Source organism: Nostoc sp. UIC 10890 (assembly GCF_054786515.1).
This window is the reverse complement of record NZ_JBSGKF010000001.1, coordinates 5,093,874-5,118,358: the sequence shown is the minus strand read 5'-3', so window position 1 is coordinate 5,118,358 and position 24,485 is coordinate 5,093,874. Positions and strand designations below refer to the sequence as shown.

The 24,485-nt window shown below is 41.2% G+C and carries 25 protein-coding genes and 1 pseudogene; 20 read left to right on the top strand and 6 right to left on the bottom strand.

Translation table 11 applies throughout. The annotated features are described in order from the left end of the window. The first annotated feature begins 86 nt into the window (after window positions 1-86). On the top strand, window positions 87-695 hold the full coding sequence (locus ACWATR_RS21115; RefSeq protein ID WP_460340573.1) for a pentapeptide repeat-containing protein: 609 nt from the start codon (window positions 87-89) through the stop codon (window positions 693-695). A gap of 195 nt (window positions 696-890) precedes the next feature. Here ACWATR_RS21115 and ACWATR_RS21110 read toward each other — a convergent pair whose 3' ends face one another. Next, entirely contained in the window at window positions 891-2,576 is a 1,686-nt protein-coding gene (locus ACWATR_RS21110) for a SulP family inorganic anion transporter (RefSeq protein WP_460336623.1), read from the bottom strand. 337 nt (window positions 2,577-2,913) lie between these two features. Here ACWATR_RS21110 and ACWATR_RS21105 point away from each other — a divergent pair, with 337 nt between their 5' ends. The 12 genes and pseudogenes from ACWATR_RS21105 (at window position 2,914) to ACWATR_RS21050 (ending at window position 13,758) form a co-directional block, all read left to right on the top strand. Next, window positions 2,914-3,078, top strand: coding sequence for a hypothetical protein (locus ACWATR_RS21105; protein WP_334852939.1), 165 nt, complete (start codon window positions 2,914-2,916; stop codon window positions 3,076-3,078). A 107-nt stretch (window positions 3,079-3,185) separates the two neighbouring features. After that, window positions 3,186-3,392, top strand: coding sequence for a type II toxin-antitoxin system HicB family antitoxin (locus ACWATR_RS21100; RefSeq protein ID WP_460336619.1), 207 nt, complete (start codon window positions 3,186-3,188; stop codon window positions 3,390-3,392). After that, a complete protein-coding gene (locus tag ACWATR_RS21095; RefSeq protein ID WP_460336616.1) occupies window positions 3,389-3,601 on the top strand; it encodes a type II toxin-antitoxin system HicA family toxin in 213 nt (70 codons plus the stop codon). Before ACWATR_RS21100 ends, ACWATR_RS21095 begins: the two co-directional genes overlap by 4 nt. 154 nt (window positions 3,602-3,755) lie before the next feature. After that, window positions 3,756-3,965 carry a hypothetical protein gene (locus ACWATR_RS21090; RefSeq protein ID WP_190911601.1) on the top strand — a complete coding sequence of 70 codons (210 nt, stop codon included), beginning with the start codon at window positions 3,756-3,758 and terminating at the stop codon, window positions 3,963-3,965. Between the two features lie 24 nt (window positions 3,966-3,989). Then, entirely contained in the window at window positions 3,990-4,214 is a 225-nt protein-coding gene (locus ACWATR_RS21085; RefSeq protein WP_322701757.1) for a hypothetical protein, read from the top strand. A gap of 182 nt (window positions 4,215-4,396) precedes the next feature. Further along, entirely contained in the window at window positions 4,397-6,163 is a 1,767-nt protein-coding gene (locus ACWATR_RS21080) for a DnaJ domain-containing protein (protein ID WP_460336612.1), read from the top strand. A gap of 133 nt (window positions 6,164-6,296) precedes the next feature. Beyond that, entirely contained in the window at window positions 6,297-7,460 is a 1,164-nt protein-coding gene (locus ACWATR_RS21075; RefSeq protein ID WP_460336610.1) for an NADH:flavin oxidoreductase/NADH oxidase family protein, read from the top strand. A gap of 165 nt (window positions 7,461-7,625) precedes the next feature. After that, a pseudogene (locus tag ACWATR_RS21070) lies at window positions 7,626-7,784 on the top strand (ATP-binding protein); the annotation flags it as partial. A 617-nt stretch (window positions 7,785-8,401) separates the two neighbouring features. Beyond that, window positions 8,402-9,853: a glycoside hydrolase 100 family protein gene (locus ACWATR_RS21065; RefSeq protein ID WP_460340570.1), complete on the top strand. Its 1,452-nt coding sequence runs from the start codon at window positions 8,402-8,404 to the stop codon at window positions 9,851-9,853. Window positions 9,854-10,239: 386 nt separating this feature from the next. After that, entirely contained in the window at window positions 10,240-11,424 is a 1,185-nt protein-coding gene (locus ACWATR_RS21060; RefSeq protein WP_460336607.1) for a HEAT repeat domain-containing protein, read from the top strand. 420 nt (window positions 11,425-11,844) lie between these two features. Further along, a complete protein-coding gene (locus ACWATR_RS21055) occupies window positions 11,845-13,278 on the top strand; it encodes a 16S rRNA (cytosine(967)-C(5))-methyltransferase (protein ID WP_460336604.1) in 1,434 nt (477 codons plus the stop codon). 57 nt (window positions 13,279-13,335) lie between these two features. Further along, the gene (locus tag ACWATR_RS21050) at window positions 13,336-13,758 is read left to right on the top strand and encodes a tellurite resistance TerB family protein (protein WP_181928518.1); all 423 of its coding nucleotides are present in this window, start codon (window positions 13,336-13,338) and stop codon (window positions 13,756-13,758) included. A 69-nt stretch (window positions 13,759-13,827) separates the two neighbouring features. Here the strand turns inward: ACWATR_RS21050 and psb35 are convergent, their stop codons facing one another. Together psb35 and ACWATR_RS21040 are read right to left on the bottom strand one after the other, a co-directional pair. Then, the gene (psb35, locus tag ACWATR_RS21045; RefSeq protein WP_181928519.1) at window positions 13,828-14,055 is read right to left on the bottom strand and encodes a photosystem II assembly protein Psb35; all 228 of its coding nucleotides are present in this window, start codon (window positions 14,053-14,055) and stop codon (window positions 13,828-13,830) included. Window positions 14,056-14,499: 444 nt separating this feature from the next. Further along, window positions 14,500-16,863 (bottom strand): transglycosylase domain-containing protein, encoded by a 2,364-nt coding sequence (locus ACWATR_RS21040; protein WP_460336600.1) that lies wholly within the window; start codon window positions 16,861-16,863, stop codon window positions 14,500-14,502. Window positions 16,864-17,133: 270 nt separating this feature from the next. Here ACWATR_RS21040 and folK point away from each other — a divergent pair, with 270 nt between their 5' ends. The 5 genes from folK to ACWATR_RS21015 all read left to right on the top strand — a co-directional run bounded on the left by folK (window position 17,134) and on the right by ACWATR_RS21015 (window position 20,486). Continuing rightward, window positions 17,134-17,649 (top strand): 2-amino-4-hydroxy-6-hydroxymethyldihydropteridine diphosphokinase, encoded by a 516-nt coding sequence (folK, locus tag ACWATR_RS21035; RefSeq protein WP_460336597.1) that lies wholly within the window; start codon window positions 17,134-17,136, stop codon window positions 17,647-17,649. Window positions 17,650-17,717: 68 nt separating this feature from the next. Next, window positions 17,718-18,266, top strand: coding sequence for an NUDIX hydrolase (locus ACWATR_RS21030; protein ID WP_069074689.1), 549 nt, complete (start codon window positions 17,718-17,720; stop codon window positions 18,264-18,266). Between the two features lie 7 nt (window positions 18,267-18,273). Then, window positions 18,274-19,119: an ADP-ribosylglycohydrolase family protein gene (locus tag ACWATR_RS21025; RefSeq protein WP_460336593.1), complete on the top strand. Its 846-nt coding sequence runs from the start codon at window positions 18,274-18,276 to the stop codon at window positions 19,117-19,119. Window positions 19,120-19,450: 331 nt separating this feature from the next. Further along, entirely contained in the window at window positions 19,451-20,254 is an 804-nt protein-coding gene (locus ACWATR_RS21020; RefSeq protein ID WP_460336589.1) for a prohibitin family protein, read from the top strand. A gap of 58 nt (window positions 20,255-20,312) precedes the next feature. Continuing rightward, window positions 20,313-20,486, top strand: coding sequence for a hypothetical protein (locus tag ACWATR_RS21015; RefSeq protein ID WP_460336586.1), 174 nt, complete (start codon window positions 20,313-20,315; stop codon window positions 20,484-20,486). 95 nt (window positions 20,487-20,581) lie between these two features. Here ACWATR_RS21015 and ACWATR_RS21010 read toward each other — a convergent pair whose 3' ends face one another. Beyond that, window positions 20,582-21,043, bottom strand: a complete 462-nt coding sequence (locus ACWATR_RS21010) for a hypothetical protein (RefSeq protein WP_460336582.1) — start codon at window positions 21,041-21,043, stop codon at window positions 20,582-20,584. Window positions 21,044-21,522: 479 nt separating this feature from the next. Between ACWATR_RS21010 and ACWATR_RS21005 the strand changes: the two genes are divergently transcribed. After that, a complete protein-coding gene (locus ACWATR_RS21005; protein WP_460336579.1) occupies window positions 21,523-21,795 on the top strand; it encodes a hypothetical protein in 273 nt (90 codons plus the stop codon). A gap of 90 nt (window positions 21,796-21,885) precedes the next feature. On the opposite strand, the gene ACWATR_RS21000 is transcribed toward ACWATR_RS21005, so the two are convergent. Then, entirely contained in the window at window positions 21,886-22,440 is a 555-nt protein-coding gene (locus ACWATR_RS21000) for a DUF1634 domain-containing protein (protein ID WP_460336576.1), read from the bottom strand. 1 nt (window position 22,441) lies between these two features. Then, on the bottom strand, window positions 22,442-23,278 hold the full coding sequence (locus tag ACWATR_RS20995) for a sulfite exporter TauE/SafE family protein (RefSeq protein WP_460336573.1): 837 nt from the start codon (window positions 23,276-23,278) through the stop codon (window positions 22,442-22,444). 194 nt (window positions 23,279-23,472) lie between these two features. Between ACWATR_RS20995 and ACWATR_RS20990 the strand changes: the two genes are divergently transcribed. Continuing rightward, complete coding sequence (locus ACWATR_RS20990; protein ID WP_460336570.1) at window positions 23,473-24,381, top strand: peptidoglycan-binding protein; 909 nt, start codon at window positions 23,473-23,475, stop codon at window positions 24,379-24,381. The last annotated feature ends 104 nt before the right edge of the window (window positions 24,382-24,485 follow it).

Genomic DNA, 24,485 nt, shown 5'->3' with positions numbered 1-24,485 from the left:
AGTTATCTAAAGTGAGAATAAAGCAGATTATCGATGGCTCTTATAAAAGCAAGCCCACCAATAGGAATCAGATTATGAAGGAACTAATGAATCAATCAAACTCTAAAAAATTAACTCAGTGGCTCGTCAAAGCAGTGTTTCTGGTACTTGTCGCGGGATTTACTCTGCTTATCCAACCCAGCGCTAGAGCGCAAACACTAACAATACCTACGGAATCTGAACTAGCTCCAGTTGAATCGCCAATGGAGCCTGTGACAGCACCAGTCCTATCCCCAATAGTCTCTGTAGCAGATAACGTTAGACATTTATTACAAACCAATGAATGTGTCGGCTGTAATCTGACTGGAGCAATGTTAAAGGATGCAAACCTGCAAGCGGCAAACTTAGAAGGTGCTAACTTACAAAATGCAGACTTAGAAAGAGCTAACTTACAGCAAACAAACTTGCAAGGGGCTAACTTTCAAGGAGCAGATTTAGGCAAGGTAAACCTTTTGGGAGCAAACCTAGTGGGAGCGAACCTATTTGATGCAGACCTAGAGAAAGCCAACCTCCTAGGAGCTAACCTGCAAACTGCTAACCTACAAAACGCAGACTTGGAAAATACAAATCTGACAAATGCAAACATCCAGGGAGCTAACCTGATGGGTGTTGATTTGGAAGATGCTATCAGACCGGAAGGATTTGCTATTCAGTAATTAAACTGAAGTTGTCCGTACAAATTGAATAAAAGACCTCAAAAGCCTGATTCAATAATGAATACAGGCTTTATTTTAATATTTAAAGGCTCGCGGCGATCGCTCATGTAGAGATGCGATTTATCGTGTCTTGAGAGACCAATTACACCAATAATGAGTCTTTAACCGAACATGATATGATTTAGGACTGCTACATCAGTCATTTAATTCCATCAATTCTTTTGTTTTCAAATCAGTTGCTACAGGTTGAGAACATGCAATCTGAGGAGAGATAGAGCAAATCGCATCTGTGGTTGTTTCAAAACAATTTGATAACCCAATTGTATTTAACAATCCTGTACGTTCTAGTAGTTGTTGGACTTCGGGTTGTAACCCTGTGAGAATTAAGCGGCAATTGTGCCGTTCCAAGTCATGATAAATATCTTCTAAGGCTACTAACCCAGTTGTGTCCATATTTGGCACAAATCGCAACCGGAGAATTAAATACTTTACTTCCGGTTCATCGCGGAGGAAGGTAGCAAACCGTTCAGCAGCACCAAAAAATACGGGGCCATCTACTCGATAAACGGCAATTTCCTTACCTAATTCCAGAGGAGTACCAGGAGGAAATACTTCGGTTTCAGGTATTTTAACTAAGCTTAAATCGCTCATCCGTTTGATGAATAACGCTCCAGCTGCAATCAATCCCACTTCGACAGCGAGAACTAAGTCAAACAAGATTGTCACTAGCCAGGTGAGAATCATCACCGCAAAGTCTGAGTAGGTAGCACGCATCAATAAACCAATGGCTTCCCACTCAATCATCCGCAGGCTAACCACCATCAGAATCCCAGCAAGTGCTGCTAAAGGAATCTGTGCTGCTAGGGGTGCTAAAGTTAAAACGATTATCGCTAAGGCAACACCGTGAATGACCCCAGATAGTCGGGTTTTGCCGCCAGAACGGACATTGACAGCAGTCCGAGCGATCGCACCTGTGGCAGGAATGCCACCAAAAAATGGCACAATCATATTAGCCAAACCTTGACCAATTAATTCGCGATCGCTATTGTGTTTCTCGCTAACAGTCATACCATCAGCCACCACCGCCGATAGCAACGATTCAATACTTCCCAGTGCAGCTAAAGCCAAAGCCGGATTAATTAGTTCCCGAATCACACTAAAATCATTCCAGTGGGGAATACCTTGAGGCATCGGTAAAGATTGAGGAATAGTGCCTATTGTTGGTACATTCAGATGGAAAGAAGATGCGATCGCAGTTGCTAACACCAGCCCTACCAAAGAACCTGGTATTGTCGTATTAATCCTGGGCCATAAAACATTGGTTGCAATCACCACAACTGCTAAAGCAACCGCTGCCCAGTTTAGAGCTTCTACATGAGTTACACTTTGCCAAAGTCCGGGCAAAAAATGTTCGCTACGTGGTAATTTTAAACCAAAGAAATTATTTAACTGACCACAAAAAATAATGACGGCAATACCATTAGTAAAACCTGCCGTCACTGGATAAGGAATAAACTTTACTAACTGTCCAAGTTTGGCAACCCCCAAAGCAATTTGGATAATTCCAGCCATCACCCCAGCAATCCAAACCTTCTCAAGCCCGTACTTGGCGACAATTCCCACCAAAACCACAGCCATTGCACCTGTTGGCCCTGTAATCTGTACTGACGAACCACCAAAAATTGCGGCGACAATTCCCGCCACAATCGCGGTGTAAAGTCCCGCTTTTGGTTCCACACCACTGGCTACCGCAAAGGCTAAAGCTAAAGGCAATGCTACTACTGCTGCTGTTAGTCCTCCCGTGAAATCGCCACGCAGTCCACCAAAAAAGCGACTCAGACGCAAAAGCAGTGGTTCTTTGAGGATATTAGATGTTGCCATATCGTCATTTTCAACTCTTGTACACAATTTCTTGAAGCACACCCAAATGTTATTCTATATTTTCGGTAGAGTTCATCGAGATTGTCGAGAATTCCCCGATTGCGTGGGGGTTTTGGTTCAAGTTCGCCTATTTGCTGATTAATAAAAGCGCAGGCTTATTTGACATAATGGGTATAGTGTGTGTGTCAAGATGGCGATCGTCTCAGTTACAGAAATAAATTTCTGCCTTAATCCAAATAGATGCGAATTTCAGATCGAGATGCAAAGCATACAACCACGGTCGAGATCATTAGTTGAGAAAGCTATAATTTGCTTGGAGTAAAGGTGATGTATCCTTATGCTGACACTTGAGCAAATTGAGTCCGCGATTCTTCAACTGCCACCCAACGAGTATGAGAAGCTAATTCAATGGTTTGCTGATTTAGACTATCAACGGTGGGATGAACAATTAGAGAAAGACATTGCTGATGGCAAACTGGAAGCTTTTGCACAAGAAGCGTAGGCGTAGCCCGTCGTAGACATCGCTGAGTTCGAGGCGGGTAACTATCGAACAATTTAATGCATTTGTTTTATCGAGGAATCGCTTTTATTACAATCACTGGCTTACCTATGAACTTCACAATAGAGATTGAACAAGAAGAGGATGGACGCTTTTTGGCTGAAGTGATTGGTTTTCCTGGTATACTGGCTTACGGTCAGACACCAGAAGAAGCAGTTGCTAGAGTTCAAGCATTAGCTCTGCGTGTGTTAGCAGATAAGCTGGAACATGGAGAAGTAACTCCAGAGCTAGTCAGCGTTTCATTTGCCGCAGCATGAGTGAGTGGTCTAGCACAAAGGCAAAGCGTGTCCTAGCTGCTTTGCTGCGTATTGGTTGGGAGATTAAACGCCAATCAGGTTCGCATAAAATTCTGACACGTCCTGACTGGGTTGATTTTGTGTTTGCCTTTCACGATGGTCAAGAGATTGGGCCTAGGATGTTAGCAAGAATTGCTAAAGTGACAGGTTTAACACCTGAAGATTTGTAATAAAAGTTCTAATTTTAGATAAATAAGCTAGGTTAATTTGAGTATTTCGGCTTTACGAAAAATTCATTCAGTATTTCAGTAAAAGTACAAATGTAAACATAAAAAAAATTTTGTTAATTTGGTTCTAAATCTATTAACTGTAAGCGAAAAAATAATGGCTGAAAAGCGTAAAGAAGATGATATCAAAGAAGCTTCAGGATTCGCAGCAGGCGGAGCCGCAGCAGGTGCAGGAGTGGCAGCTGTGGTTGGTAACATGGGACTGGCAGGAGCATTCGGTGGTATTGCTATTGGAGCAGCCCCAGTCGTAGCTGCTGGTGCTGTAGTTGGACTAGCAGCTTATGGTTTGAAGAAGCTTTTAGACTAAAGAATACAGGAAAGAAATAAACAAATGCTAAACTCTGAAAACTCTAAGGCTATAGGTGCTATCGCAGCAGCTTCATCTGCTGCTGCTGGTCTAGGTTCAATTACAGTAGCTACAATTACTTCTACCGCTCCTGGAATTTTAGGTGTTTTGGGATTTACAACAACGACGGTTGTAGCATTGCCAGCAGCAGGAATTGTAGCTACAGCAGGACTTGCAGCTTATGGAGTAAAAAAAGTCTTTTTTGACTAAGCTGTAGATGGTAAAAATTTGTCAAATATTATAGATAGCCCTCCAGTAAGTTTACTGGAGGGTATTTGCTATTCTAAAAAGACTTTATCTCAACTGAGGAAGGATGAAAATGCGTAGGCGCAACCCGCCGTAGGCATCGCACTCTGCCTTCCTAGTTTGTTCCTCTGCAAAAACAAAAACCAGTGACACAGAATTTTAAAACAGGCGCAGCATTCATTGCAGGCGGAACCATAACAGGTGCTGGTGTTTCCGCAACAGTTGGCGGAATGGGGCTAGCAGGCGGATTTGGCGCTGTTGGAATTGGTGCAACTCCTGTAGTGGCTGCTGGCGCTGTGGCTGGTGCAGCTGCTTATGGCGCTTTTAAAGCCGTAGCAGAAGGAGATGCAGCTGCGATCGCTACAATGGGAATTGGTGCAGTTGGCGGTGCTGGTGTTTATAGCGTCGTCGGTGGTATGGGTTTAGTCGCACCTAAAGTAGGGCTGGCATTTGGGATTGGTGCAGTACCGATGGCAGGAATTGGTGCAATAGTGGGACTTGCCGCCTATGGTATTGCCAAACTATTAGACGAATCGGGAATTAGCGAAACTCCAGCACAGCTTTTTGAGCGGATGGAAGAAAAAGTTTTGCAGATGAGCTACTATTCCGAAGCAGTGATGGAATTAGACGCATTTTTATCTGGTGAGGATCTCAACCAAAAATTTGCTGTTTTGGAAATCGAGGATGAGTTACAAGCACTTAAGGCTAAATTCAAGAAAAAATCAGAATTTGTTACGCCTAAACCTTCTACTCCCAATATTGAACCAGAAAAAATATCTCCGACAACCCAGCTACCTGAAACCTGGAGATGTGTACGCACACTCAAGAGTCACTTAGCGGCAGTTAATGCGATCGCAATCAGTCCTGATGGTACTACCTTAATCAGTGGCAGTGATGACAGACAAGTTAATTTGTGGAACTTGAAAACCGGAAAATGGCTTTACACCTTCTCTGGACAAGCAGAAGCAGTTTTATCTGTTGCTATCAGTCCTGATGGACAGCAGATTGCAAGTGGTAGTGTCGATCGCAAAATCAGCAGTTGGCAGATAGACACAAAAAAATTTCTCCGCACATTCTTTTATTTAAACTCTGCTCATAGTCATAATTGTTTTGTTAACTCAGTAGCCTACAGTTCTGATGGGGCAATTCTTGCTAGTGGTGCTGCCGATAAAACGATTAGAATTTGGGGACGCTACACGGGAACAGTAAAACGCACCTTAAATGGACATTCAGATGCAGTTTTGTCTGTCAGCATTAGTCCCGATGGTAAAATCCTTGCTAGTGGTAGCGCCGATCAAACTATTAGAGTTTGGGATGTCAAAACTTGGCAACAGCGCTATATTCTCACTGAACATTTGGGTGCAGTTAATACAGTTGCCATCAGTCTTAACAGTCAAATTCTGATTAGTGGTAGCACCGACAGCACAATAAAGCTGTGGAATCTCCAAACTGGAGAATTACTTTCTACTCTGACTGGACACTCAAAGGCGGTTTTGTCTGTTGCCATCAGCCCTGATGGAAAAACCCTCGCCAGTGCCAGCCGAGACGGTACAATCAAACTTTGGAACCTGCACACTGGGGAACTACTACAAAATCTTTCTGGGTGTAATCCCGTTGCTTTCAGTCCTGATGGGAAAACGTTGGTAAGTGGCGGTAATGGCGGAAGCATCAAGATTTGGAATGAATTTACCCTCAATTCTGGATTATCTGGGGAATGGTGGGAAGTCTTGGGCGTACATCAGGGCGATCATCACAATGTTGTCAAAGTTGCTTATCTTCGATTAGCAAGGCTGTATCATCCTGATCTTAATAATTCTGCGATCGCAAAAAATTCTATGCAAGCAATTAATCAAGCTTATAAAGAATTCCAGGAGCATTTAAATGCTCACAAATATATTAATTTTGATAAATAAGTTGCCTTACATCCTTCGTTACGACTAGCCGATATAGTGGTGGGTGGTGCGAGAATTGCGATCGCGCCAGAGTTAAACAAGCGCCCTCAATTGCAGTCGTTTATGTTAGCAGTTTATTGATACTAGTCAGAATATGAATAATAATATTACCATCCTTAACCGACCTTTAAAACTAGCCTGTGGGGCAGAATTGCCAAATCGGATAGCTAAAGCTGCCATGAACGAACAGTTAGCTGACGATCAAAACAGCCCCACAAAAGAAATTATCCGCTTGTATAAGCGATGGGCATTGGGAGGAGCCGGTTTAATGATTACCGGTAATGTCATGATTGCTCGGACAGCTTTGGTTTTACCACGTGATGTTGTAATTGAAGATGAACGGGATCTGCCACTTCTCCAAGAATGGGCAGTTGCAAGCATTGCACAAGGTGGTCATATATGGATGCAGATTAATCACCCAGGACGGCAATCACCAATTTATTTATCACCACAACCTGTAGCACCATCATCAATTTCACTACAACTTTCTGATAAAGAATTCGCTCAACCCAGAGCATTAACTGAAGCGGAAATTAAACATCTAATCGAACGTCACATTTATACAGCAAAAATCGCGAAAAAAGCTGGTTTTACTGGTGTACAAATCCATGCTGCTCATGGATATCTAATTAACCAATTTTTATCGCCGCTTTCTAATCAACGTAATGATCACTGGGGAGGAACACCTGAAAAGCGAATGCGTTTCCTTTTAGAAGTATATCAAGGAATACGTAATTCTCTTGGTCAAGATTTTCCGATTAGTGTCAAACTCAACTCCGCCGATTTTCAACGAGGTGGTTTTACTGAAGAAGAATCTATTAATGTTGTCCAAGTTTTAGAACAAGTTGGTGTTGACTTGATAGAAATCTCTGGTGGAACTTATGAAAAGCTGGCGATGATGGGACAGACAGATATTACTCAAAAAGAAAGTACACGCCAACGCGAAGCTTATTTTTTGGAATACGTCCGCAAAGTTCGCTCCTCAATTTCTCTACCAATTATGTTAACTGGTGGTTTTCGTTCAGCCGATGCTATGGCACAAGCAATTGAAGAAAGAAGCGTAGATGTGATTGGTTTAGCACGACCGCTTGCAATTGCACCAAACTTGCCGATTGAACTTCTGACAAATCGAACTAGCGGTATTACGCTACAACCCCAAATAGCACAGACTAATGATCTAGATCAACAAGGAATGCTTGAGATTATTTGGTATACACAACAAATTCATCAATTGGCAGCAGAAGACAAGTCAGCATAAAAATATATACAGTCAAATAAACAACCAACAATATCAGTTTATAGATTAATACTGTTCAGATAAGACCAAAACACTTGTAGAGACGGCGATTTATCGCGTCTTTCAGAGAGCTAAATCTGACTGCTGAACAAGTTTTCAAGGCTGCTTTGGGAGAACAGTAATGAGCATCGCTTCTCTGTTAACTTAATTATCAATGCAATTCAATACACACCACAAACAGGAAAGGTGACTGTTTTCTTATACCGTAGTGACCATTATGCTGTGATTCAGATTCAAAATACTGGTATTGGTATTCCGCAACAGAATCTAACTCGGATTTTTGATCACTCTCGATAGCATTGGTGATCATTCCGTTTGCCGGGATTTGTTGACTTTACTCCCATGACTACCCCATGTCATCTGTCAGTAGGGTAATATATTTAACCCTTAAGAAGTATTGACATATTAAATTTTTTGAGCGCTCATCTTGCATATTTTGACAAAACGTTATAAATTATTAGGTTATAGGGGAATAATATGACTTCTTCGTGTCAAAAACTAATCTTGCTCAGGTAAATATACTGCAACCAGTTTTAACTTCACACAAACCCTAAACAGCACTGAAGATATGTTTTTGTTTCGTAAAGCAAAGATTCCGGGCATACAACGGAACAATAAATAATCTAAAAATATATCTTGTGTGACTGTTTTTAGGAATCATCTTACTACTTGTGGTGGAAAACAACAACTATAATTCACCAAAAAAGTAATAGATTATCAGCAAACTAACTAACAATAAAGTTGCATAAATCTCAGCATATTTATTCGTTATTAGTTGATGATTATTTTGCCAAATTATATTTGCTATTCAAAGAATTGTTTTTGTTATGCTGAGAATAGCAAAATAATAAATGAAGACGCATCTACCACAAATTCACAATCCCAATGGAGTTATTCTGGCGATGCACCTAAACGAATTAGAAACTACTGAAAATTTCAAAGAAGTGGAAGAAGCTTGGCTAGCACTAGAAAAATCAATTCTCTACTATCAGGGACGCCCCGTTGGGACAGTAGCCGCTTACGATGCCTCTGTAGAGGCGCTCAATTACGATCAGTGCTTTGTCCGGGATTTTGTTTCTTCAGCCCTAATTTTTCTAATCAAAGGTAGAACAGATATTGTTCGTAACTTCTTAGAAGAAACCTTAAAGTTACAGCCTAAAGAAAAGGCATTAGATGCCTATAAGCCAGGACGAGGATTAATCCCAGCTAGCTTTAAAGTAGTATCAGAAAATGGACAAGAATATTTAGAAGCAGACTTTGGTGAACATGCGATCGCTAGAGTTACACCCGTAGATTCTTGCCTATGGTGGATTATTTTATTGCGTGCTTATATAGTCGCCACAGATGATTTTTCTCTAGCCTATCAACCTGAATTCCAAAATGGTATCAGGTTAATCATGGAAATCTGCTTGGCGAATCGTTTTGATATGTACCCAACGCTGTTGGTTCCAGATGGCGCTTGTATGATTGACCGTCGTATGGGTATTTATGGGCATCCTTTAGAACTACAAGTTCTCTTTTACACGGCATTGCGTGCATCTCGTGAACTGCTAATTTGTCAAGGAAATTCTGATATTGTTGAAGCCATTGATAATCGTTTACCTCTTTTATGCGCTCATATCCGCCAGCATTATTGGATAGATATTAATCGCCTGAATGCAATTTATCGCTTCAAAAGTGAAGAATATGGCAAGGCTGCTGTTAATCTGTTCAATATATATGTAGATTCTGTTCCCTATTATGAATTAGATAAATGGCTGCCTAAAAAAGGTGGTTATCTAGCGGGTAATGTTGGCCCGTCGCAGCTAGATACTCGCTTCTTTTCACTCGGAAACTTAATGGCAATCATTTCAGACTTAGCCACAGAAGAACAGTCACAAGCGATTATGACTCTCATTGAGGAACGATGGGATGATTTGGTGGGAGATATGCCGATGAAAATTTGTTTCCCAGCTTTGGAACATGAAGAATACAGAATCGTAACTGGATGTGACCCCAAAAATATCCCCTGGTCGTACCATAATGCTGGTAGTTGGCCAGTTTTAATGTGGATGTTGGCAGCGGCGGCGGTGAAAACTAATAGAACAAGTCTTGCACAAAAGGCGATTGAAACTGCCCAAGGACGCCTCAGTACTGATGAATGGCCAGAGTATTACGACGGGAAGAAAGGGCGACTGATTGGGAAACAAGCTCGGAAATATCAAACTTGGACAATTACTGGGTTCTTATTGGCAAAAGAACTAATGGCAAACCCGACTTATTTACCATTAATCAGCTTTGGTAAATTACCAGCAGAACAGGTTTCTAGAGCGTGTGAGTTTGAAATTGCCAGCGTAGAACCATATATGTCTTGATCAGGAAGTTAAAATAATTCGTAATTTCTAATGACCCTTTCTACGAGAAGCTGCGCGTAGCTTGCTTCCCCGTAAGGATACGCGGACTTGCTAACGCTGCGCTAACGTCATTCGTAATTAAAGACACTTCCGGTCGCAATACTGTTCAGTTAAGCACAAAATCCTTGGTAGAGACGCGAAATTTCGCGTCTCTACAGGTCAAAAATCAGTACTAAAAATTCTTAACCCAAGCGTATTGGTTCCAGTCGGAGATTTAAACCCGGATTGAAATAAAACCAACTATAAACAACAATACCACTATAAAAATTTTGGCAAAACTGGCAAAATAACCCAATGTGCTAGTACATTTTATATTCCATTCTAAACAGCAATTATGGATTACTGCTATGTCATTACTAACTCAAGCGTTAGAAGGAATACTAAAATGGGAACAAAAACTTTTTCCATCACAAGTATCACTATTACAACCTGGTCTTTCGGATGCTGAGATAAACCAGATAACTCAAGATTGGCCAATTGAGTTACCAACAGAAGTTCGTGAGCTATATAAATGGAGAAATGGGTCTGGAGCAGATGATATTGGTCAATATAACGGGATTTTTGATGGTTTTACATTTCTTCCTCTACAAGAGATATCAGTAGAATATCAACCAGGTATAGAAGAAAATAGCTGGAAATATCCAAATGATTTTTACCCAAACTCATTGAAGATATTTCTTAGTCCTGAACCAGACCAAGGTTATATTATAGTTAGTAAAGAAGGAAAAATATATTGGATAGAGTTTGGTTGTTGGTGTGATGGATTTTGGGTTTCTCAGATGTATTACACCAGCTTGAAAAATATGATGCTGACTATAGCAGAATATAATGAAAAAAATGACTATGTATGCTCAATTTGGTATAAATCTAGAAAGACAAAGGATGAAGGTCTTAAAATTTGGTATAAATATAATTCATATCACTTTGAAGATTCTGAGATAAAAGATTTATTAAGCCAGCCATCGTGGGAATCAATAAGTCGAATAGTCACAGACTTGATTAAATTTAAAAATCCCAAAATGCGGGAACTTTTAGCACATTTAGTTCAAAAAATAGGCATTAATACTGAAAATTCAGATATTAGACTACTAACCGTAAAACTTATCTATCAAGAAGATGATTGTCAGAGAATAGGATTGAGTATTAAAAAGCTGGAGAATGAATATTGGCAAACTCGCCCAACAAGTAAACTCTCTTTATATCAAAAAGGGCTAATTGAAGTAGAAGATAACGAAATAGACTATTTTATAGATGCTTTAGAAAGTAGCGACGCAACAATTAAACGGACAGTAGCATTTTTACTTTTTATGTTGAATGCTGTAGAAGCATTAATCCAAGCCTTTAAAAATAATGATGCAGGTATTCGTAGAGAGTCTGTATGGGCATTAGGACAAATTGGAGATTCCAGAGCCGCAGAACAACTAATTGAAGCTTTGCAAGACAGTAATGTTGAGGTACGAGAGGCGGCAAGAGAAGCTTATGAAAAAATGATTTTAAAATTTCCAGAAATAGTTAACATATTACCTTTTTAGACAAATGTATGTAGTATTTGCATACAACATAATAACTGTAAGTTTGCTCATTTTGTGACATCTGTGACCATTCCACAAAACCTATATCGTAACCGTTCAGAGGGGTAGAAGAGTTATTTTTTTGGCTAAGGTATTGAAACAAGGGGTAATTAAACCCGGATTTCTCACCACACCTCTTAAAGCCTGCGCTTGTGCAGGGGAGAAGTAAGAAGTAAGAAGTAAGAAGTAAGAAGTAAGAAGTAAGAAGTTTTTACTCATTACTCATTACTCATTACTTCTCTTCTGCTCCATCAAACGCCTTGAGCTTGTGAGAAATGCGGGTTAAACTCGACAATTACAAATTACGAATTACGAATTACGAATTAGTAAAGAGTTAGGAGTTAGAATACAAAAGCTTTCTGACTCCTGAATTATGTTTCCATGACAAACCCCCGTCAACTAGCTTTTATTGCTCTGCGAGATGTTCACAAGGGGGCTTATGCCGATGTTGCCCTAGATAGAGTACTGCAAAAAGTTAATTTGCCTGATAACGATCGCCGCTTATTGACAGAATTGGTTTATGGGAGTGTCAGAAGGCAGCGCACTCTTGATACTCTTATCGATCAAATCGCCACAAAAAAATCTCATCAACAACCGCCAGACCTCCGCACCATCTTACATCTGGGTTTTTACCAGCTGCGCTATCAACAGCGTATTCCCGCCTCAGCTGCTGTTAACACCACCGTCCAACTCGCTAAAGAAAACGGTTTTTCTGGACTAACTGGTTTTGTCAACGGTCTATTACGCCAATATCTTAGAAAAGCAGGGGTGCAAGAGGGCAGAGGGGCAGAGGAGAAAAACTCATTGTTACTCCCCCACTCCCCACTCCCCACTCCCCAGTCCCCAATCCCCCATTTTGATCCGTTACAACTTCCAGAAAACCCAGTGGAACGCTTGGGTATTTTACACAGCTTTCCTGACTGGATGATTCAAGTTTGGTTAGAACAACTGGATTTTTCCGAGACAGAACAACTGTGTGAATGGATGAATCAATCACCAACAATTGATTTGCGTATCAACCCGCTTTGTACTTCCATTGAGGAAGTTGAGGCGGCGTTGCAATCTGCTGGTGTTTTGGTCAGACGGATTCCTCATTTACCCCAAGCTTTACGATTGATTGGTAGTGCAGGGTCAATTCAAAAACTACCTGGTTTCAAAGAGGGTTGGTGGACTGTACAAGATAGTAGTGCCCAATTAGTAAGTCATTTACTCGACCCGCAACCAGGTGAGGTGGTAATTGATGTTTGTGCCGCACCAGGCGGTAAAACAACCCACATTGCGGAGTTAATGGCAGATAAGGGAAAAATTTGGGCTTGCGATCGCACTTCTTCTCGTCTTCGCAAACTCCAAGAAAATTCTCAACGGCTGAATTTACAATCTATTCAAATTTACACTGGCGACAGTCGCCACTTCAACCAATTTCAAAACACCGCAGACCGCGTATTACTCGATGCCCCATGTTCTGGTTTGGGAACCATGCACCGTCATGCTGATGCACGTTGGCGACAGACACCAGAATCAGTCCGCGAACTTTCGGTGCTGCAAAAAGAATTATTAACACATACATCAACTTTTGTCAAACCTGGTGGTGTACTAGTTTATGCCACCTGTACATTGCATCCAGCAGAAAATGAAGAAGTAATTTCGGCATTTTTAACTAAGTCACCTGATTGGCAAATTGAGTCTCCTAGCGGCGTTGAGTTACCTGATTCTGCCCATAGCACGCCTCAAGGTTGGTTTAAAGTCTGGCCCCATCGACAGGACATGGATGGCTTTTTTATGGTGCGCTTAAGAAAAACCAATAATTCCGAGTGAATACTGTTTGGGATTGTACGATTTGGTGGAGGCCTGAATCTACCAGAGGAGGCAGCAATGGTTACCCCTTCCAATGTGAAAAACTTAGTTAAAATCCTGATTGGAGCAGCCTGGATTGATGGCAGAATCCAGCCAGAAGAACGGCAATATCTCCGCGAAATAGCTCAAGCAAAAGGTTTAGCTAACGACCCAGAAATTAAGCCTTGGCTGTACGAATTAGTTCCTGTACAGCCAAAAGAGTGCTATGAATGGGTGCGGGAGTATTTAGGCGATCGCCCCAGCCTGGAAGATTGCGAAAATCTGATTGAAGCTATCAGTGGCTTAATTTATAGCGATGGCGAAGTCGCCGTCGAAGAAGCCAGACTCCTAACGGAACTGCAAGATATAGCGAAGCCGAATGAGTCAACTCAACCGGCTCACACTACACTTCTCAAACAAATTCAAAAGCTTTACCGCCGTTGGGTTGAAGTGCAAAACTAAACAATAGTCAAAAGTCCATAGTCTAATAATTAATGACTAATGACTAATGACTAATAACTAATGACTAAATTATGACTTCGGTTTACCCACACCCGGAGTTTCTTCTTTATCAACTTTAGGCACAAAATCAGGGCGCTCTTTGCTTTCCCAGCCTGCGGGGCGTTTTGAGTTGTACCAAGCTATTGAACCAATGGTTACAGCGGCAATAAAACCAACGACATACACCAAGGTAAAAGCCAAGGGAAAGTGAGGGGCAGCGTCTATCGCTGGTGCTGCCGTTTGCATAAATACATGCATGAGTATATTCTCCAAGGTTAGGTAACAGTACTTAACACACTATAAAATGAGCGTATCACCTAACATCCCCCTGTAGTTTAGTTTGAGCAACTTCATATTGAAGAGAAAAAGGTAGAGGGAGAGAGAGTAGGGAGCAGTGAGCAGGGTGCAGGGTGAAAATTCCTCTCCTCAGCACCCCGCACCCATTGGTGTCAACTTAAGCTAGAAATAGCTTCGCTGTGGGCTTCATAACCCGCCAGAGAATTCATTCTCTGGCTCATAGCTAAAATCTACTGAAGTAGACTGAATATTTTTGGGGATATCTAGTCATCTGAAGATGACTTTCGCTATGATTCTTGGAACTTCAGTTCCTTGCGGGACATAGTTTTTGCGTTAAGTTGACACCAATGCCCCACACCCCGCCTCTTTGCCTCTTTTCAATGCCCCATGCCCATCTTTAACTAATTAGTTCGAAGGTCTAAGTCTATCCCGCCAGGATGGCTGTGACGATGAAGAACCTGAAGAACCAGAACTATTTGCAGGAGAGGAAGATCGCCGAGTTCTTCGAGGCGGGGGAGAATCAGATTCTACTCTTCTAGAGCGTCGCCGTGGAGTGGATGATTCTGAGGAAGAGTTACTAGAACTGGATTCTTCGCTGCGATTGCGCCTTCTCCGTCTTGGGGTATAGTTACTTGGTTGCTGATCTTCTTGAGAATAGCTCCTCCTGCTTCTACGTCTCCTAGATGATCTGCTGCTGTCAGCACTTTCTCCTGAGTCATCATTAGAGGAGATAGAACGATTTAGGATTTGTTTGGGCTTAATAGACTGGGCTTTGATAGTACCTTTGCGACCATCTAACTTGGGTCGTTTGGGAAACTTTTCTACTGGCATCTCCTCTACCGCTTGTTTCATAAATTCGCGCCAGGTGTAAGCCGCGCTACCACTACTGCCATAAGTGGGGCGGTTGTCATCGTTACCTAGCCAAACCCCTGTCACCATCTGGGGAATGTAGCCAATAAACCATAAATCGCGGGCTTCGTCGGAAGTGCCGGTTTTGCCAGCAACCTGTCTATTACCTAATTGAGCAGCAGCACCAGTTCCCGCTTCTACGACGTTGCGTAGCATCCAAGTCATGATGGCAGCACTGTCAGCATCAAGGGCCCGTTTAGGCTTGAAATTAGCTGACCAAATCACCTTACCTTGGCGGTTGAGGATGCGGGTAATGCCATGAGGTTCTGTATGCAAGCCAAGAGTAGCAAAACTGCCATAAGCGCTAGTCAACTCTAACAAATTGACTTCATTTGAACCGAGAGCCAAGGAGTAGGTGGGCTTGAGTTCAGATTTTATCCCCATATCATGGGCAAGTTTAATCGTTGGGGTAAATCCCATATCAATCAACACTTTCACCGCAATCACATTAATCGAACTGGTGAGAGCGTCTCGGATATTCATGGAACCTCGAAACCTTTCGCTATAGTTTTTTGGTTCATATCCATCTACGACAAAGGGTGCATCCTGGTAGGCATCGTAGGGGCTTTTACCGCTAGCGATCGCAGTGGCATAGACAAACCCTTTAAATGTCGATCCTGGCTGCCTTTGTGCCTGGGTAACTCGATTAAACTGGTTTTTGCCAAAGTCTTTTCCCCCCACCATTGCCTTAATTTCACCGTTACGGGGGTCAATGGCCACCATTGCTGCTTGCTTAAAGTTCTCCCAGCGTCCTTGATTTCGTAATGTTTTGGCAACTGCCTCTTCTGCTACTTTTTGCCAAGTCGGGTTTAGCGTGGTTTCTACTACTAAACCCCCACTCGCTAGGACATCAGAAGAAACATACTTCGGTAATTCTTTTTGGATGTAGCTGGTAAAGTAGGGTGATTCTACTTGCACTCGCTTAGGTAAACTACTTTTGAGGGTTAATGACTCCTGAACAGCTGCTTGCCTTTGTTCTGGTGTAATAACTCCATCTTCTTGCATCCGTAGTAATACTAAGTCGCGTCGCCGTTTTGCCGCTTCTGGATTCTTGTCTGGAGCGTACAAGCTAGGAGCAGGAGCTAATCCAGCAATCGTTGCCATTTCCGCTAAAGAAAGCTGGTCTGGCGACTTACTAAAGTATACCCAAGATGCATCTGCTACACCGTAAGCTCCAGCCCCCAAATAAACCAGATTCAGGTAACGCTCTAAAATCTGATCTTTGGTTAATTCTTGCTCCATTTTTTGGGCAAGGCGGACTTCTTTGAGTTTGCGCCAGATTGTCTGCTCTTGTTTCAAAAAGAGAATCCGCGTTAGCTGTTGGGTGATGGTGCTACCACCTTCAACCACACCTTGCGATCGCAAATTATTCAAACCTGCTCTGGCAATCCCTTGCAGATCAACTCCGTTGTGTTCCCTAAATCTTTTATCTTCTGAGGCAATGAAAGCTTTTTTTAAATTATCTGGTATTTGTTCTAGCTTTAGCTGTTCTCTGGTCGCTTCACCTTGTTGTTGTAATATGGTGCCATCGGCAGCTTTGATAGTGAGTGTTTGCTCTCTGAGTACAGCATTCAACTCGGCCTGATTTGGCAAAGTCTGGTCTATTGAATTAATGCCGTAGATCAAAGCAAATATCCCACCACCTATACCCAAGCCTGCCCAAAACCATAAGCGACGATAGAGTGGTTTCCCGCCAGTTGCCTGATTGGCCTTCATCCTAGATGGTAAAATTTTCATTTTGCTCAGTAACTGCCTCGCCTGCGCCAGATGTGCTGGTGGTAAGCTCTCATTTGTTCCTCCTTGTCCAGAGTCACTCAAATTGGTTGGTCTTCGCTTGAACCAGGAGGTAAGCTTCCCCACGTCAGTTCCTCGCTCAAAGTAGTAACTATATAACCACCATCAATCAACTTTGGGGTTAGCGCACCACCATTGTGTTAGTATAATATCCTATAAATAATTAACTAAATTCACCATAAAATAATGTTTTTTAGATTTGGTTAGTTTAGTTTTGTAAAAATGCCGCAATTTTGATAACTATTCTGAATACAAAAGCTATTGGCATTTTCTGCAACAAGCGCAGTAAAGTAGCCGCAAAAACAGCCAGAAAATGGCTCAATTAAGGAGAGTAGGATGCCAACGGCGAGCAACGCCTACACCAAATCCAGACGAAGCGCTCTTGCCCTTGGTAGTAATATCGGCGATTCACAGACGATTTTAGAAGCAGCTATAGAGATTTTAGCCCAAACCCCAGGTATTCTCTTAGAAGCCAAATCCAATTGGTATCAAACTAAAGCCGTCGGGCCACCACAGCCAGACTACCTAAATGGCTGCGTCACGTTGCAGGTAGAGATGCTACCTCAGCAGTTATTAGAAATTTTGTTAGGAATTGAACAACAATTTGGGCGGGTGCGACAGGAACGCTGGGGGCCACGAACCCTGGATTTGGATTTGTTATTATTTGATGACTTTATTGTAGATACACCAAATCTCCAGATTCCCCATCCCCGAATGCGGGATCGGGCCTTTGTGTTAGTACCACTGGCAGAAATTGCCCCAGATTGGGTAGAACCAGTTTCTGGGTGTGTTATTAAAGAACTGCTGAAAGAGGTAGACTGTTCAGATGTACATTTATGGATGGGCAATTAAAATCACCATCCTTAAACGCAGAAGAACGCTGATTTCGCCTCTGTATTCACAGATAATCAGATTTTATTATGCCATTAGGTAGAGAATTACCACAACTACTAAAACAACGCCTGTTTTATAAAGGACGCAAGTTTGATTTTGAAGTTAATCGCTTGCGTTTACCTAATAAATCGGAAGGAGAATGGGAATGTATTCGTCACCCTGGTGGTGCTTTAGCTGTACCGGTGACACCAGAGGGTAAACTTGTGCTGGTGCGCCAGTATCGTTTTGCAATTCAGGGACGAATATTAGAATTTCCGGCGGGAACTGTGGAAGCAAATGAGGAACCTTTAGAGACAATACAGCGTGAGATTGAAGAAGAAACTGGTTATAGTGCCAAAAAATGGGACAAACTAGGCGAATTTTTCTTAGCTCCCGGCTATTCTGATGAAATTATCTATGCTTTTCTGGCGCGAGATTTGGAAAAGCTGGAGACACCACCACCACAAGATGGAGACGAGGATATCGAAACTGTATTTTTGACTCCCGAAGAATTGGAGAAAGCGATTCTGGAGGGAGAACCGGTAGATGCTAAATCAGTTTCTAGCTTTTTTCTGGCGCGTCCGTTTTTAATTTAATACCAATATGCTGCTAGAGTTAGCGATCGCAGATGCTTACGGTGCAGGCTTTGAATATGCTGATGAGATGATTGTTAACAACGATTTGAGTCGATACGTCAAGCATCCGCGTTTTCGACTCATTCCTGGCAGCTATACTGACGATACCCAGATGAGCATTGCCATTGCCGAAGTAATTGTTGCTCAAGCACCGTGGACGCCAGAAGTTTTAGCCGATAGTTTTGTTAGAGCCTTCAAGCGCGATGAGAGGGAAGGTTATTCTCGAAGCTTCTACCATTTTCTGGGAGAAATTCAAGATGGGGAAGAGTTTTTAAGCAAAATTAACCCTGATAGTGACAAAAGCGGAGGGGCAATGCGTGCAGCACCCATTGGCATCTATCCCACACCAGAAAAAGTCATTGAGGCAGCAACAATTCAAGCAGCAATTACCCACAATACACCTGATGGAATCAATGCTGCCGTTGCGGCTGCCCTAATGTCACATTATTTTATCTATCGACTGGGAGCAAAACGCAAATTAGGACTATTTCTCAAAGGTTATGTATCTGGAGAGTGGTCTAAACCTTGGGAAGGTAAAGTCAAGTCCAAAGGCTGGATGAGTGTCAGGGCTGCAATTACTGCGGTGATGCGAAATGACAGCATGAGCGAACTTTTACAAGATTGTATTGCTTTTACCGGGGATGTAGATACAGTAGCGGCAATTGCACTGGCTGCTGGTTCTTGTAGCGAAGAAATTACACAAGACATTCCCCATAATCTTGTCACAGGCTTAGAGAATGGAGCTTACGGTAGAGATTACCTCATTGGGTTGGATAAGCAGCTAATGAGTTTGGTAAACAAAAAAACGAGCTAAATGTAATACATGAGTTAAGGGCAAACTTGCCTTTTCAATACTACGATTTTTCGATATGATTACAGTAATTTAGGTAAAAATAAAGCTAGCCTAATCTTCATTAGCTCCAAGTTGGGGTAGTAAAGTACACATTGGCGGCTTAACTATATACCTGTATATTCAATACATTAACTGCTCAGTCAGGGAGTTACTTATTGGTAATAGTGTTTTGTTACTTAGCTAGAGTGATATCAAAATTGACTTAGAGTCAAAGTTATAAGAGCATGACAGGAAGAAGCTTACAACTCCTAAATATGTGTCTCCATACAAGACGCATACATGTTTCACACAGATGAAAAAAAATACAACTTTTAATAGTGCTGGTAAACTGACTGCTCTTTTGTGCCTGATAACTCTTTTCCTCACGCCTTGTGTGATTGTAAATGCCGGAGAACGTGGTGTATTAATGAAATTTGGCGAAGTCCAAAACCAGATATTAGGAGAAGGACTTCACTTGATTATTCCTGTAGTTAATACTGTGAAAAAGTTGAGTATTCGAGTCCAAAAACAGGAAATTTCGGCTGAAGCTTCTTCCAAAGATTTACAAAATGTTTTCACAGATGTAGCTCTCAATTGGCATGTTATTCCCCAGGAAGTAAATGCCATTTTTCAACAAATTGGAGATGAACAAGATGTAGTTATTCGGATTATTAACCCAGCAGTTGAAGAAGTTCTAAAAGCAGTAATGGCAAAGTATACTGCTGAAGAAATTATTACTAAACGAGGAGAAGTCAAAAGTGGAGTAGATGATGCATTGTCCACACGACTGGGTAGCTATCACGTTGCAGTTGATGATATTTCTCTAGTTCATGTCCATTTTTCAGAACGATTTGGTGAGGCGGTGGAGGCAAAGCAGATTGCTGAACAGGAAGCAAAACAAGCAGAGTTTATCGCCCTGAAAGCAACAAAAGAGGCTGAGGCAAAAGTTAATTTAGCCAAAGGAGAAGCTGAAGCCCACAGATTATTACGCGATGGTTTAACTCCAGAAATATTACAAAGGCAAGCAATAGAGAAATGGAATGGTAAGTTGCCATTAATTGTAAGTAAGGAGGCTCCCAAATTGTTGAACTTAAGTGAAATTTTAAAATTTGATTAAAGTTGATATTGCTTTTTACGAAATATCTGCTAGATATACATAGTAGGGGTTCACAGATGTGCATTGGTGTCAACTTAAGCTAAAAGCCTTTTCAAATCTCGTTTCTAGCCTCTGTGCTGGAAATGCTGCTCTTGGCGGCTCTGCCGCCAGCAAGGGAGGCGGAGCCTCTAAGATGGCATTCCCAGCCGGAGACTGGGAACGAGACACGAACGAGACACGAGACAATATCTAAAAGCTTTTTCTAGACAGGCTTTTGGGTTAAGTTGACACCAATGACATCTGTGAACCCCCATAGTCAATTCCTTTGTAGAAAGGTGATAAACTAAATCAACTGTTAGAGAATAAAATGGGAGAATCGAGAATTTTCAACTGGATCAAGAGCATAATCAACAGGGTATAAACTGTTGAGGAAATTAGGCCAGTGAATAATTCTTTTTTGAGATTATGCTCTTGAGGTTCTTTTTGAAAAATGTCCTTAGAACCGAATTGCATCAAGAGAATTCCCACAATATTAGAGAGCCAGTACCCTATAATTGAACAAGGTAGAAGTAATTTTGGGGAAAGTAAACTACATGCATACCCAAAACCATAAGCTATTGGCAGATTGAATAGTAAGTCATTCCACCAACATAGTGGTGACAACAAATATCCCAGTACCAAGAAAAATCCACCTCTAAGTTTTTTGAAAATGTCTTTTTTGAACTCTTTTGGAGTAGATTGTTGTAATTGCTCTGGCGCTGTATCTCCTGTTACATTCAACTCTTGACTAACGTTTTGGACGCTTTCCATAAAAACCCACTATTCCTATCGTCTTAGTGTAGTTTAGTATATAAACGAAATCAAAGTCTAGTACAAGAGTGATAACATTTTGGCTTTTTGATGCTGAAAGTTTTACCAATGCATAGTTTCAGCAAAATAGAGGTTTAAATCAGCTACAAATTAACAATATCTGATTTCTACCAGAGTTGGATAAGTAAGTTCCCTTCTTGCCTAATCTGGGTTAGTCCTTCGCCACTTGAGCAAAATAAAAGTATTTATATACCATTGAGACAATCAACACTATTTTTAGCTCAATAGATTTGAAAATAAAAATATATCTTCAATAATTATAGCACACCATGAGATCCAACACTGATATTAGAATACCCAAAGCATCCTTATAGGTTGGGTGTTGATTAGTCAAAAGTTTATCTTTTTTAAGATAGACGAAGCCAAAAATTGAACTAATAATAGCTACAATAAAAGTACTGAGTCATCTTAATAAAGACATGACAGATTTTATTCCAAATAACACATTTTTAATAACAGCAATTGTTTTTATAACAATTGCTGTAATTGGGCAATCTAAATTAGGTTTTATTGAAATTAATCCCGGTTGTTTTGGGAGATTATTGGCTCTGTTTATTGGGATTTCGAGCCTATTATATGCTTTAGGATTACTCAATATTTCAACCGGAACCCTTGACGTATTAAGAACTTCTCTGACAGAACAAATTAAACAGAGTATAAGTTCAATAAATGATCTTTTACAAGGATCGTAATAAGGTTAAAAATTTTACTTTTAGGTGAATTTCAATATTCGTGGGTTAGGGGTAAAAACTTAATACAATACCTTAATATTGGAAATATTACTAATAATATGCTCCTACAAGACTGTAAATCAGACTAGCCATTACTAATAAAGTAACAATTACATAGATAAATTCTCGCTGTAGTAGGAAAGCCAATAGGGAAATAAAAACGCGAACAATCGGAGTAGCAATTAGTAGTAAAAGTCCAAGTTGAATAATGCCGCGATAGCTACCTGATATAACTGCTTTTACTACACCTGCTGGTGAGCAAAATTCCAATGGTTCTCCCTGAAAAAAGTGATATCCCGCAGGTTCATTACCGTGATGAATTAAGTAGAGTATACCGCCTAGCAAAACCACAGCACTAGCTATCAAAACGCCATATTTCATGAGGTTACTGAGCAAATTCTCTAATTGCTGTTCACTTAATGTTTTCGTCACGTTCTTGTTAGCATCAATTTCACAGCTATTAGGCAATTGTGCTACTGTACTAGTGCGCTGTTCTAATTGTTCGATATGAGAGTCTTTAACTTCCTGCGGTAAGGTTAGTGTAACCACTCCTTTATCAGGCTGTGCCAGAAATGTCCAGCGAAAGCTACTATTAAATTTATACATTTTACAACCCCCCTATTAAACTGTTGTAGACCATCTTCAAAGCCATTACCACTAGCACAAGACTGAAGATAATTCTCAAAATTTGCGTTTTAGCACCTGTCAGGATTCGTGCGCCCAAGAAAGCACCAGGTAATGCCCCCAACATTACTGGCATAGATAGTCCCGGATCGATGTAGCCTCGTGCTAGGTAAACTCCGGCTGATGCTGCTGCTGTGACACCGATCATAAAATTGCTAGTAGTGGTAGAAACTTTGAAGGGTAGACCCATAGCTTGATCCATCGCCAATACCTTGAATCCCCCGGAACCAATACCAAGCAACCCAGAAAGCACTCCAGCTATTAACATCACACCAAATCCCATTGGTACTGCATGAACTTGGTAAGACATCATTCCATCAGGAGTTGGATAACTGCTATTGAGTTTCAGATAATTTGCGATGGGATCTGCTACTTCAACTTCAGGATGTTCTACTCTGGGTCGTTGTGAAAGGTATGCTGAATAAATGAGGGCGATCGCTAGCACGATAGTTAGGGCTTTCACAGAGACAAGAGTAGCTATCATTGCTCCAGCGATCGCACCGATGGTTGTCGCTACTTCTAAAAACATTCCCAAACGCAAATTGGTATAGCCTTTTTTAATAAAGGTAGACGCTGTACCCAAAGAGGTAGCGATTACAGATACAAGTGAAGCACCAACGGCATATCGAATATCAACACCAAATACTGAGGTTAATAAGGGAACAATTACTACTCCACCTCCTAACCCAGTGAGCGCCCCTAACAAGCCAGCGCTAAATGAACCAATCCAAATTAGTAATGAAAATTCTAAAATAGTCAAATTTAATTCCTCTTTTTTTACATGTATACCAAGATGTAAGGATATTTTTTGTATTCTTTAAAACTTAATTTATAGGTTTGCTACTGACTACAGATATAGCGGTAGAGCTTTTTGGATAAGCGTATAGTTTCAAACATCGTCAATTTTTGTCATGATGTTTATACTTAGCTATAGGTAAATAAAGCAGGTGCAATATGAAACTACAAGATTTTTTGGGAAAAGAGGAGAAATGGGGATTTGAGGCGATCGCTGATGACGCAGACTTAGCTCGTCAGATTCAGATATTGTTAATTGGCTTAGGTTTGCTAGAACCCCCAGCCGATGGGAAATTTGGCCCTGTTTCTGTGATCTCTCTCAAAAAATTTCAAGAATTAATAAAGACTGAAGAGAGTGGCTTTTTAGGAGCAGTCACAGCCAAGAAACTGATTGAAACCAAACCAGATGATCTTCCTAAACCCCCTTTAAAGCTTGGTAATGACATTGCCAGCAAAATTGTAAAATATATGCTCTCCAAGAATTATGAGGTATTCACTAATCCAAAAGAATACAACATTGTTTATGTAGAGGGTATAAATGCAGACTGGACTCTCAACAATGATGCACCCAACGAATTTAATGATCGACGGATTCTCATTGAAGTCGTAAATGGTGTTCCTAAAATCGTAGATCACTGGGAAGCTACTACAGAACCAGGGAAGTACTACACTTATACACCAATGAATTCCAAAGGAGCAGCTAGGATTCAGTTTGGGCAATACAAAGCTTGGGCTGTTGGCACTCACGGTACAGCAGAACCTCACGAAGCATTAGTACAAGTTGGAGATATAACTGTTTGTAGAGATTTCAACAAAGATTTTAAACGGACTGGCGACAAACTTGATACAGGTGATAATTTTTATGTGAATCAGCACTACGGCTTTGATTTTCCCCGAAATGATATTCGCCTTGCTAGTGCGGGTTGTTTAGTGGGGCGTACCCGTGAAGGACATAGAGAGTTTATGGCGATTATTAAACAAGATCGTCGTTATGTCGCTAATCGCAAATATGCTTTCTACACTACCGTGATTCCTGGGGATGATTTACTGAAAACGTTTCCAGGATGAAGTAATTAGTGCTAGGGGCGCACAGTTATCATTTAGAGCTAGGGCGAAATAGAATTCACGGCTATACAAACATAGACGCTTTGCGTCTTCCCACAGGGTAGTCC